This window comes from Hyphomonas jannaschiana VP2 (assembly GCF_000685215.1).
Classification (GTDB): domain Bacteria; phylum Pseudomonadota; class Alphaproteobacteria; order Caulobacterales; family Hyphomonadaceae; genus Hyphomonas; species Hyphomonas jannaschiana.
Map to the genome: position 1 here is coordinate 1 of NZ_ARYJ01000001.1, position 12,261 is coordinate 12,261.

Here is a 12,261-nt window from a genome sequence, read left to right on the forward strand (position 1 = left end):
ACTTTGCCTTGCCCATCGGGCCTCTCCTTCATTCAAACTGTTGGCCGGAACTCCGGCCGGATTTCCTTAAGAACCAGAAACTTCCGAGATGATCTTCTGAGCTTCCGCACGCGGAACCTCGTCATAGTGGGCGAAGAGCATCGTGAACTGTGCCCGGCCCTGAGACATGCCGCGCAGGTCGGACACGTAACCGAACATGTTCACCAGCGGCACGAAGGCCTTGATCGCCACAGCGTTACCACGCGGCTCGGAGCCCTGGATCTGGCCACGGCGAGAGTTCAGGTCGCCGATGACGTCGCCCATATAGTCTTCCGGGGTCACGACTTCCACATTCATGATCGGCTCCATCAGGCGCGGATCGCCCTGGCCTTTCAGTTCGCGGAACGCGCCACGGGCTGCGATTTCGAACGCCAGGACGGACGAGTCGACATCGTGGAAGGCGCCGTCGACCAGCGTGGCCTTGAAGTCGGTGACCGGATAGCCGGCCAACAGGCCGTTTTCCTTGGCCATCTCGAAGCCTTTTTCCACGCCCGGGATGTATTCCTTCGGAACAGCACCACCAACGATCGTGCTTTCGAACACGAAGCCGGAACCGGCTTCGAGCGGTTCGAACTGCACTTTGATGCGAGCGAACTGGCCCGTACCACCGGACTGCTTCTTGTGCGTGAAGTCGATCTCTGCCGCGCGGCCGAGCTTCTCACGGTAAGCCACCTGCGGCTGACCAATGTTGGCTTCGACTTTGAATTCGCGCTTCAGGCGGTCGATCAGGATGTCGAGGTGAAGCTCGCCCATGCCTTTCATGATCGTCTGGCCCGACTCGTGATCGGTCTCGACACGGAAGGACGGGTCTTCAGCAGCAAGACGCTGCAGACCAACCGACATCTTCTCCTGGTCAGCCTTCGACTTCGGCTCAACCGCAATCTCGATGACCGGATCCGGGAAGGTCATGGTTTCGAGCACGACCGGCTTGTTCGGATCACACACCGTGTCACCGGTGGTCGTTTCCTTAAGGCCGGCGAGCGCCACGATGTCACCTGCATAGGCTTCCGTGATCTCGTCCTGCTTGTTGGAGTGCATCATCACCATCCGGCCAACGCGCTCACGCTTGCCTTTGGTCGAGTTCATGAAGCTGTCGCCCTTCGACAGCGTACCGGAATAGATACGCGTGAAGGTGAGCGTGCCCATGTACGGGTCGTTCATGATCTTGAATGCAAGACCCGAGAACGGCTGAGCATCGTCGGCTTTACGCTCGATGTTCCGAACCTCTTCTTCGTCGCCCGGCAGGAAGCCCATGTAAGGCGGCACGTCCAGCGGACCCGGAAGGAAGTCGATCACAGCGTTCAGCATCGGCTGCACGCCTTTGTTCTTGAACGCGGAACCACACAGAACCGGAACGAATGAAAGCGACAGCGTGCCCTTGCGGATCAGTTTGCGCAGCGTTTCGATGTCCGGCTCGTTGCCTTCGAGATAGGCTTCCATCGCATCGTCGTCCATTTCGACGGCGGTTTCGATGAGCTTGCCACGCCACTCTTCGGCCTGGTCTTTCAGGCTATCGCGGATTTCGCGGACTTCCCAGCTCGCGCCGAGGTCTTCACCGGCCCAAACCCATTCTTTCATGGTGATCAGGTCGACATGGCCTTCGAGTTCGTTCTCCGCCCCGATCGGCAGCTGGATCGCAGCCGGCGTCGCACCGGTACGGTCCTTGATCATCTCGACGCAGTTGAAGAAGTCAGCGCCGATCTTGTCCATCTTGTTCACGAACACGATGCGCGGAACCTTGTAGCGGTCAGCCTGGCGCCACACGGTTTCGGTTTGCGGTTCAACGCCGGCGTTGGCGTCGAGCACACACACCGCGCCGTCGAGAACGGCCAGCGAACGCTCAACTTCGATCGTGAAGTCAACGTGTCCGGGGGTGTCGATGATGTTGAAGCGGAACTTCGGCGACTGGGCCGTGGAGCCGTCTTCGGTGCGTTCCCAGAAAGTCGTCGTGGCAGCAGAGGTGATCGTGATGCCCCGCTCCTGCTCCTGCTCCATCCAGTCCATCGTCGCGGCGCCGTCATGGACTTCGCCGATCTTGTGCGACTTACCGGTGTAGAAGAGGATGCGCTCTGTGGTCGTGGTCTTGCCGGCATCGATGTGAGCCATGATGCCGAAGTTACGATAGCGATCCAGCGGGTATTCGCGGGCCATTTTGGTCAACCTTCGTGTTTGCTTTCCGGGTAGGAAAAGGGGCGATTTGCGGGCGCGTTACCCGTTATCGCCCCAGAATGCCAGTGGTGATTACCAGCGGTAGTGTGAGAACGCTTTGTTGGCGTCCGCCATGCGGTGCGTGTCTTCACGCTTTTTCACGGCGTTGCCGCGGCCTTGGCTTGCATCCATCAGCTCGCCTGCGAGGCGCTCACGCATGGTGTTCTCGTTGCGGCCAGCAGCAGCGGCAGCGAGCCAGCGGATCGCCAGAGCCTGACGGCGCTCGGTGCGGACTTCAACCGGAACCTGGTAGGTGGCACCACCCACACGGCGCGAACGGACTTCGACAGCCGGAGCAACCGATTCCAGAGCGTTGTGGAAGACTTCAACCGGATCTTTCTTGGCGCGGGCTTCGACGAGATCGAAAGCACCATAGACGATGCGCTCGGCGACGGACTTTTTGCCGTCGCGCATGATCTGGTTCATGAACTTGGTGACGACGATGTCCTTGAATTTCGGATCCGGAAGGACTTCGCGTTTCTCGGCGCGGTGACGACGGGACATGAGCTGACCTCTTACTTCGGCTTCTTGGCGCCGTAATGCGAGCGGCGTTGCTTACGGTTTTTAACGGGCTGCGTGTCGAGCGCGCCGCGGACGATGTGGTAACGCACACCCGGAAGGTCTTTCACACGACCACCACGGATCAGGACCACGGAGTGTTCCTGCAGGTTGTGACCTTCACCCGGGATGTAGCAGAGCGATTCAAACCCCGAAGTGAGGCGCACCTTGGCCACTTTCCGGAGAGCCGAGTTCGGCTTCTTCGGGGTGGTGGTGTAAACACGGGTGCAGACGCCGCGGCGCTGCGGGCAGGCCTTGAGGGCCGGGGTTTTGGTCCGCGAGCGCTTAGGCGAACGCGGCGAACGAATGAGCTGCTGGATCGTGGGCATTCGGGCCTTCTGTCTCTTTTAACTCTGGCCCGATGGGCCGCTAACGTAATGATGCCCCGAATGCCCCCAAAGGGCTTCCGGGACGGGGCGAAAACTTGGGGGTCAGATTGGCCGGATCAAGTCAAATCCGGTACGGCGAAGGGACTTTCATCCCGGGGCCTCTCTGACGATGCGTGGCGTGTAAGCCCAGCAGGCGCCTGCGTCAAGGGTCGGAAGCTGTCGCGGAACAGCTAGTTTTCCGTTGCGGGACGCTGGTTTTGCCGCTTCAGGCACCTGGCCTGTTCCGGGGAGACTTGCCCCGCCTCCCCTGCCGGCGTTGCGCTGAGGATTTCCTCGCACCGGCTGATGGCCCAGCTGTCCAGCGAAAGCCAGGCAATCAGGCCGAGCGCGAGCGCCGCGCAGGCACCGCCAATCAGGTCAGACCGCTGAAGCTGCATAGGGCGAAAGCCTCCTTCAGAAGCAGAAAAGCCTGCCATTGCTGGCAGGCTTTTCCAATTCGTTCAAGGGCTTGCGCCCGGCTCTTCAGGCCTATTCTTCGACCGGTGCCTTGTCCGGTGCCGGCAGGCTGGTCAGGGCTGCGGCCTCTTCCGTTGCCTTCTGGACAGCGGCAGCACGCTTTGCCTTCAGCTTCTGGTCGCGGTCGGCAGCCACGCGGCGGTACGAGCGAATGCCCGAACCGGTACCCGCCGGGATCAGGCGACCAACAATGACGTTCTCCTTGAGGCCTTCCAGCGTATCCACCTTGCCCTGGATGGCGGCTTCGGTGAGGACGCGGGTCGTCTCCTGGAAGGAGGCTGCCGAGATGAAGGACCGGGTCTGCAGCGAGGCCTTGGTGATACCAAGGAGAAGCGGCATGCCCTTGGCTTCCTGCTGGTCTTTCTTGCGCGACTTGCGGACAGCTTCGTTGGCCTCTTCGAACTCGATGAGGTCGACGTGTTCGCCCGTGATCAGGCCGGTATCGCCAGGATCCGTCACTTCGATCTTCTGCAGCATCTGGCGAACGATCACCTCGATGTGCTTGTCGTTGATCGGAACGCCCTGCAGTCGATAGACCTTCTGCACTTCGTCGATGAGGTAGTTGGCGAGTGCCTCGACGCCGAGAGTCGACAGGATGTCCTGCGGCGCCGGGTTACCATCCATCAGGTACTCACCACGCTTGATGAAGTCACCATCCTGAACGGCCAGGTGCTTGCCTTTCGGCACCAGGTAGTCGATCTGCTCGCGGCCTTCCTCGATCGGCACGATCGAAACGCGACGTTTGTTCTTGTAGTCGCGGCCGTAGAGGACCTTGCCGTCCACTTCTGCGATGATCGCGTGATCCTTCGGACGGCGGGCTTCGAAGAGTTCGGCAACACGCGGCAGACCACCGGTGATGTCTTTCGTCTTCGCACCACCGGTCGTGACACGCGCCAGCGTATCACCGGCTTCGATCGTGTCGCCATCGGCGACCGACAGGATTGCGCCCACGGACAGCAGATATACCGCGTCGGAGCCGTTCGGCAGTTTGACCGGGTTGCCATCCTTGCCGACGATCTGGACCGACGGCTTGATATCCGCCGACTTGGTCGCCGAACGCCAGTCGATGATGACACGCGAGGAGATGCCCGTCGCTTCGTCCGTTTCCTCGCGAACCGAAACGCCGTCGATCACGTCGACAAGTTTCACTTCGCCTTTGACTTCCGACACGATCGGCTGGGCAAACGGATCCCAGTCAGCGAGCAGCGTGCCTGGTGTGACCTTCTCGCCGTCCTTGATCATCAGGCGCGTACCATAGGCCGGACGGAAGGACTGGCGGGTGCGGCCTTCGCCGTCGACGATTTCCACCTGCATCCGGCGGCCAACGACAACGATCGTCTTGTCCTTGCGGGTAACGAACTCGCCATCCTTGAACCGGACCGTGCCTTCGAAGCTGGCTTCGACGGAGGACTGGTCGGCCACCTGGGCTGCACCACCGATGTGGAACGTCCGCATGGTGAGCTGGGTACCCGGCTCGCCGATGGACTGGGCAGCGATAACGCCAACCGCTTCACCGCGGTTAACCGGCGTACCGCGGGCCAGGTCGCGGCCGTAGCACTGAGCGCAGATGCCGTTCTTGGTTTCGCAGGTCAGCGGCGAGCGGACCTTCACCACATCGACGCCGGCCTTCTCGATCGCTTCGGCCAGTTCTTCATCGATATAGGTGTTGGACACGGCAACGAGATTGCCATCGACGCTCTTCACATCTTCTGCCGTCACGCGGCCAAGGATGCGCTCGCTGATCGACACCACGACATCGGCGCCTTCCATGACGGCCGAGATGTCGATGCCCTTCTCAGTGCCGCAATCATCTTCGTTGATGATGCAGTCCTGGGCCACGTCGACGAGACGGCGGGTCAGGTAACCCGAGTTCGCGGTTTTCAGAGCCGTATCGGCCAGACCCTTACGGGCACCGTGGGTCGAGTTGAAGTATTCAAGGACGGTCAGACCTTCCTTGAAGTTCGAGATGATCGGCGTCTCGATGATCTCACCCGACGGCTTGGCCATCAGGCCGCGCATACCAGCGAGCTGCTTCATCTGGTTCTTCGAACCACGCGCACCGGAGTCGGCCATCATGAAGATCGAGTTGACCTGAGCTTTCCGGACGCCTTTGGCGGCCTGGTTCTTCGAGGCCGATTCCATCATGGCGTCAGCGACCTTGTCGGTACAGCTGGACCAGGCGTCGACGACCTTGTTGTACTTCTCGCCACGGGTGATGAGACCATCTGCATACTGACGCTCGTATTCGGAGACCTGCTCCTTCGTCGCGTCGACCAGTTTCTGCTTGGCTTCCGGGATGACCATGTCGTCCTTGCCGAAGGAGATACCGGCCTTGCAGGCTTCCTTGAAGCCGAGCTCCATCATCTTGTCGCAGAAGATGACCGTCGCCTTCTGGCCGCACAGGCGATAGACCTCGTCGATGATCTTGCCGATCATCTTCTTGGTCATCGTCGTGTTCACGAGATCCGGCTGGATCCCTTTCATACGCGGCAGGATGTTGGCGATCATGTAACGGCCCGGGGTCGTATCGATGATCCAGCGGCGCGGATTGCCTTCTTCGTCCACGCCCTCATACATCGCCTTGATCTTCGAGTGCAGCGAGATGAAGCCGGAGTCGAGCGCCTGCTCGATTTCGGCGAGTTCGGAGAATACCATCCCCTCACCCGGCTGCTCGTCACGGTCGAGCGACAGGTAGTAGAGACCCAGAACGATGTCCTGGGACGGAACGATGATCGGCTTGCCGTTTGCGGGCGAAAGGATGTTGTTGGTCGACATCATCAGCACGCGGGCTTCCAGCTGGGCTTCAAGGCTCAGCGGAACGTGGACAGCCATCTGGTCGCCGTCGAAGTCGGCGTTGAAGGCAGCACAGACCAGCGGGTGAAGCTGGATGGCCTTGCCTTCGATCAGCTTCGGCTCGAATGCCTGAATACCGAGACGGTGCAGCGTCGGCGCGCGGTTCAGGAGAACCGGGTGCTCACGGATCACTTCGTCCAGGATGTCCCAGACCTCCGGCTTTTCTTTCTCGACCAGTTTCTTGGCCGCCTTGACCGTGCCGGCAAGGCCTTTGGCGTCGAGGCGGGCATAGATGAACGGCTTGAACAGTTCGAGCGCCATCTTCTTCGGCAGACCGCACTCGTGCAGCTTGAGGCTCGGGCCAACCACGATGACCGAACGGCCGGAATAGTCGACGCGCTTGCCGAGCAGGTTCTGGCGGAAGCGGCCCTGCTTGCCTTTCAGCATGTCGGAGATGGACTTCAGCGGGCGCTTGTTGGTGCCCGTGATCGTGCGGCCGCGGCGGCCATTGTCGAACAGGGCGTCGACCGATTCCTGCAGCATCCGCTTTTCGTTACGGATGATGATGTCCGGCGCGCGAAGTTCCATGAGGCGCTTCAGGCGGTTGTTCCGGTTAATGACGCGGCGATAGAGGTCGTTGAGGTCGGACGTGGCGAAACGGCCGCCATCCAGCGGGACCAGCGGGCGCAGATCCGGCGGGATCACGGGGATCACGCTGAGGATCATCCATTCCGGCTTGGCGCGGGACTGGAGGAAGGACTCAACCACTTTGAGGCGCTTGGAGATCTTCTTCGTCTTCAGTTCCGACGTCGATTCCTTCAGTTCCTCGCGCAGTGTCTCTGCCAGAACCGGCAAGTCGAGCGACATCAGGATTTCACGGATGGCTTCCGCACCGATCATGGCGGTGAAAGCGTCTTCGCCCAGATTGTCCTGAGCGTCCATGTACTCCTCTTCCGTCAGGAGCTGCTTCGGCTCCAGTTCGGTGAGGCCCGGCTCGATGACGATATAGCTCTCGAAGTAGAGCACGCGCTCAACGTCTTTCAGCGCCATGTCCAGCAGCGCCGCGATCCGGGACGGGAGCGACTTGAGGAACCAGATGTGTGCGACCGGTGCAGCCAGATCGATGTGGCCCATGCGCTCACGGCGCACGCGGGCCAGCGTCACTTCAACGCCGCACTTCTCGCAGGTGATGCCGCGATACTTGATGCGCTTATACTTGCCGCAGAGACATTCGTAGTCCTTCTGCGGGCCGAAGATGCGCGAGCAGAACAGACCGTCGCGTTCCGGCTTGAACGTACGGTAGTTGATGGTTTCGGGCTTCTTGATTTCGCCCGAGGACCACGACCGGATCTTTTCCGGGCTCGCAATCGAGATGCGAATGGCCTCGAAAGTCGGGGCCGGGGTGTTGGGGTTGAAGATGCTGGCGACGTCCTGGCGCATTTAGGTCTGCTCCTTGGGTGGGCTTTTTCCGGGGACTGAAGGGCCCCTGCCCTGGGTAAAATCTCGTTCGGCTTGGAAGGTCCCGCCAGGCCGGCAGCCCGGCGGGGTCTTCCAGTCAGGTCTTCACACTACTCGGCGGGCACCGACTCGCTGTCGGCGGCGGGTTCGTCCTCGCCATTGCTGCCGTCTTCTTCGATCAGCTCGACATTGAGGCCCAGCGAACGCATCTCTTTGACGAGCACGTTGAACGATTCCGGGATACCGGCCTCGAACGTGTCGTCGCCGCGGACGATGGCCTCGTAGACCTTCGCACGGCCGGCGGTGTCGTCGGACTTCACCGTCAGCATTTCCTGCAGCGTGTATGCGGCGCCATAGGCTTCCAGGGCCCAGACCTCCATCTCACCGAAGCGCTGGCCACCGAACTGGGCCTTGCCGCCCAGCGGTTGCTGCGTGACGAGCGAGTACGGCCCGGTCGAGCGGGCGTGGATCTTCTCGTCCACCAGGTGGTGGAGTTTGAGGAGATACTTGTAGCCCACCGTGACCGGACGGGTGAACGCCTCGCCGGTCCGACCGTCGAACAGACGGACCTGACCGGAGGAGTCCAGACCGGCACGCTCCAGCAGCTCGTTGATGTCGCCTTCGCGGGCACCATCGAAGACCGGCGTTGCGATCGGCACACCGTTGCGAAGGTTGGACGCCAGCTCGATGATCTCGCCATCGGTTTCCGGCAGCTCCTGGCCTTTGCCATACGCCGTTTCCAGCGCCGACTTCAGTGCCTTCACGTCGTTCTTCTGGTGGAACTCGTCGACGGCATTGTCGATGATCCGGCCAAGACCGCGGCAGGCCCAGCCTGTGTGGGTCTCGAGGATCTGACCGACGTTCATACGCGACGGAACGCCCAGCGGGTTCAGCACGATGTCGACCGGCGTGCCATCTTCCAGGAACGGCATGTCTTCGAGCGGGTTGATCTTGGAGATAACCCCCTTGTTGCCGTGACGGCCGGCCATCTTGTCACCCGGCTGCAGCTTGCGCTTCACGGCCAGGAAGACCTTGACGACTTTCATCACGCCCGGAGGCAGATCATCGCCGCGCTGGACTTTCTCGACCTTGTCGTTGAAGCGGGCATCAAGCTCACGCATCGAAGAGTCGAACTGCTCCTGCATCGCGTCGAGTTCAGATTGTGCCTTCTCGGACTTCAGGGCGACGTCCCACCACTGCTTGTGAGTCAGTTCGCCAAGCGCTTCGGCGGTGATACGGCCCGGCTTGAAGCCTTTCGGGCCTGCAGCCGCTTCCTTGCCGACGAGGAAATCCTCGAGGCGGGTATAGATGTTCCGCTCCAGGATGGCCTGTTCGTCTTCCTTGTCCTCCTGCAGCTTCTCGATCTGCTCACGCTCGATCTGAAGAGCACGCTGGTCCTTGTCGATACCGTGGCGGTTGAAGATGCGGACATCGACGACCGTACCGGCATCGCCCGGAGGCACGCGCAGCGAGGTGTCGCGAACATCGGACGCTTTCTCACCGAAGATGGCGCGGAGGAGTTTCTCTTCCGGCGTCATCGGGCTTTCGCCCTTCGGCGTGACCTTGCCGACGAGGATGTCGCCGGCTTTCACTTCAGCACCCACAGCCACGATGCCGGCTTCGTCGAGGTTGCGCAGCGCTTCCTCACCGACGTTCGGGATGTCGCGGGTGATCTCTTCCGGACCAAGCTTCGTGTCGCGGGCGGCGACTTCGAATTCCTCGATGTGGATCGAGGTGAAGACGTCGTCACGCACGATACGCTCGGAGATCAGGATGGAGTCTTCGAAGTTGTAGCCATTCCACGGCATGAACGCGACGAGCACGTTGCGGCCGAGGGCCAGTTCGCCAAGGTCCGTCGACGGACCGTCAGCGATGATGTCGTTCTTTTCGACCACGTCGCCCACTTTCACGATCGGGCGCTGGTTGATGCACGAGTTCTGGTTCGAACGGCGGAATTTGGCGAGACGGTAGATGTCGACACCGGACTTGCCCTGGTCGATCTCGTCCGTCGCGCGGACCACGATGCGCAGCGCGTCGACCTGCTCGACCACCCCTGCCCGGCGGGCAACGATGGCAGCGCGGGAATCGCGAGCCACAACAGCTTCCATCCCGGTACCGACAAACGGCGCTTCCGACTTCACTAGAGGAACAGCCTGACGTTGCATGTTCGAGCCCATGAGAGCGCGGTTGGCGTCATCGTTTTCCAGGTACGGGATCAGCGCCGCTGCGACGGAAACAACCTGCTTCGGCGAGACGTCCATGTACTGGATGTCTTCCTTCGGCACCATGGTCGCTTCGCCAGCCACGCGGGCGTTGACGAATTCATTGGCCAGTTCGCCCTTCTCGTTCACTTCGGCGTTCGCCTGGGCGATCGAATAGATGCTTTCTTCCATGGCCGACAGGTACACGACCTCGTCGGTCAGCTTGCCGTTGACCACTTTACGGTACGGGCTCTCGATGAAGCCGTACTTGTTCACGCGAGCATGGGTTGCCAGCGAGTTGATCAGACCGATGTTCGGGCCTTCCGGCGTCTCAATCGGGCAGATACGGCCATAGTGTGTCGGGTGCACGTCGCGGACTTCGAAGCCCGCACGCTCGCGGGTCAGACCGCCCGGGCCGAGGGCCGAAAGACGGCGCTTGTGGGTGATCTCGGACAGCGGGTTGGTCTGGTCCATGAACTGCGACAGCTGCGAGGAGCCGAAGAATTCACGCACAGCCGCCACAACCGGCTTCGCGTTGATCAGGTCGTGCGGCATGACCGTGTCGATGTCGACCGATCCCATACGTTCCTTGATCGCGCGCTCCATGCGTACGAGGCCGATACGGTAGTTGTTTTCCATCAGCTCGCCGACCGAACGGACGCGGCGGTTGCCGAGGTTGTCGATGTCGTCGACTTCGCCCTTGCCGTCTTTCAGGTCGAGAATGACCTTCATGACGCCAATGATGTCGTCGTTGCGCAGCACACGCATGTCGTCGGCAGCGGCTTCATAGCCCTCCACGCCGACGCCGAGGCGCATGTTCATTTTCACACGGCCAACGGCCGAGAGATCATAACGCTCCGGATCGAAGAAGAGTTGGCCGAACAGGGCCTCCGCGGCTTCCTGGGTCGGCGGCTCGCCCGGACGCATCACACGGTAGATGTCGGACAGGGCTTCGAAACGGGTTTCGTTCTTGTCGGCCTTCAGCGTGTTGCGCAGCCACGGGCCACGGCCCGAGCTGTCGATGTCCAGCACTTCGATGGTCTTGAGACCGTATTCGCGCATTTCCGCGATGATCTCGTCTTCCAGCACGTCGCCGGCTTCACCGAAGATCTCACCGGTTTCCAGGTTGACGACGTCGCGCGCCAGGAATTTGCCGACGAGCGCTTCGGACGGCACGAGGATCTCGTCCGTACCGCCTTCGGCAATACGGCGGGCCTTCAGCGCGGTGATCTTCTTGCCGGCTTCGGCGATCACCTTCTTGGATTTAGCGTCGACCAGGTCGAATTCCGGCTTCACACCCTTCCAGGCGTCGGCACGGAAGCCGGTGATCCAGCCCTTCTTGTCCATGCGGTAGATGGAGTGGGTGTAGAACAGGTCGAGGATCGACTCGGTGTCGTAGCCAAGCGCGTACAGGATCGTCGTCGCCGGCAGCTTGCGCTTGCGGTCGATCCGGATGTTCAGGATGTCTTTCGCGTCGAACTCGAAATCGAGCCACGAACCGCGGTAAGGAATGATGCGCGCCGCGAACAGCAGCTTGCCGGACGCATGGGTCTTGCCCTTATCGTGATCGAAGAACACGCCCGGAGAGCGGTGCATCTGGGAGACGATCACACGCTCGGTGCCGTTAACGACAAAGGTGCCCTTCTCGGTCATCAGCGGGATGTCGCCGAGATAGCATTCCTGCTCTTTCACTTCCTTGACCGAACGTGCACCAGTGTCTTCATCGACATCGAAGACCACGAGCTGCAGACGGACCTTCAGGGGAGCCTGGAAGGTCAGGTCGCGCTGCATGCACTCTTCAACGTCGAACTTCGGCTGCTCGAACTCGTAGGACACATATTCGAGCGTCGCCCGCTCGGAGAAGTCAGTGATCGGGAAAACGGACTTGAAAACACCGCCCAGGCCATCATCCGTACGCTCTTGCGACGGTGTGTGCATCTGAAGAAAGTGCTCGTAAGATTCGCGCTGAACCTCGATCAGGTTTGGCATTTCGATGGCTTCGGGAATGCGCCCGAAGGATTTGCGGATACGTTTCTTTTCCGTGAAGGAGAGTGCCATCCCAGGATCCCAATTTTGTCGCCGCGGCCACCTCGGCCACGACCTTATCGCCAGAACGCGAGTTCGCGGCGGCCCCAAAAAGGAACCGCCGCGCTAGTCTT

The 12,261-nt window shown here is 60.9% G+C and carries 6 protein-coding genes; all 6 read right to left on the bottom strand.

The genetic code is table 11. The features are described 5' to 3' along the window. Positions 1–66 precede the first annotated feature (66 nt). On the bottom strand, positions 67–2,190 hold the full coding sequence (gene fusA, locus HJA_RS00005; RefSeq protein ID WP_035576746.1) for an elongation factor G: 2,124 nt from the start codon (positions 2,188–2,190) through the stop codon (positions 67–69). A gap of 90 nt (positions 2,191–2,280) precedes the next feature. Further along, the gene (gene rpsG, locus HJA_RS00010) at positions 2,281–2,751 is read right to left on the bottom strand and encodes a 30S ribosomal protein S7 (RefSeq protein ID WP_035576749.1); all 471 of its coding nucleotides are present in this window, start codon (positions 2,749–2,751) and stop codon (positions 2,281–2,283) included. Between the two features lie 11 nt (positions 2,752–2,762). Continuing rightward, positions 2,763–3,134 carry a 30S ribosomal protein S12 gene (gene rpsL / locus HJA_RS00015; protein ID WP_034765685.1) on the bottom strand — a complete coding sequence of 124 codons (372 nt, stop codon included), beginning with the start codon at positions 3,132–3,134 and terminating at the stop codon, positions 2,763–2,765. Positions 3,135–3,364: 230 nt separating this feature from the next. After that, complete coding sequence (locus tag HJA_RS00020) at positions 3,365–3,571, bottom strand: hypothetical protein (RefSeq protein WP_035576751.1); 207 nt, start codon at positions 3,569–3,571, stop codon at positions 3,365–3,367. 91 nt (positions 3,572–3,662) lie between these two features. Next, positions 3,663–7,883 (bottom strand): DNA-directed RNA polymerase subunit beta', encoded by a 4,221-nt coding sequence (rpoC, locus tag HJA_RS00025; RefSeq protein WP_035576755.1) that lies wholly within the window; start codon positions 7,881–7,883, stop codon positions 3,663–3,665. Positions 7,884–8,011: 128 nt separating this feature from the next. Beyond that, positions 8,012–12,160 carry a DNA-directed RNA polymerase subunit beta gene (rpoB, locus tag HJA_RS00030; RefSeq protein ID WP_035576757.1) on the bottom strand — a complete coding sequence of 1,383 codons (4,149 nt, stop codon included), beginning with the start codon at positions 12,158–12,160 and terminating at the stop codon, positions 8,012–8,014. Between the last annotated feature and the right edge of the window lie 101 nt (positions 12,161–12,261).

Bases quoted from the DNA above. Each gene is read 5' to 3' on its own strand.
- fusA (WP_035576746.1), bottom strand. From the start codon at position 2,190: ATGGCCCGCGAATACCCGCTGGATCGCTATCGTAACTTCGGCATCATG.
- rpsG (WP_035576749.1), bottom strand. From the start codon at position 2,751: ATGTCCCGTCGTCACCGCGCCGAGAAACGCGAAGTCCTTCCGGATCCG.
- rpsL (WP_034765685.1), bottom strand. From the start codon at position 3,134: ATGCCCACGATCCAGCAGCTCATTCGTTCGCCGCGTTCGCCTAAGCGC.
- HJA_RS00020 (WP_035576751.1), bottom strand. From the start codon at position 3,571: ATGCAGCTTCAGCGGTCTGACCTGATTGGCGGTGCCTGCGCGGCGCTC.
- rpoC (WP_035576755.1), bottom strand. From the start codon at position 7,883: ATGCGCCAGGACGTCGCCAGCATCTTCAACCCCAACACCCCGGCCCCG.
- rpoB (WP_035576757.1), bottom strand. From the start codon at position 12,160: ATGGCACTCTCCTTCACGGAAAAGAAACGTATCCGCAAATCCTTCGGG.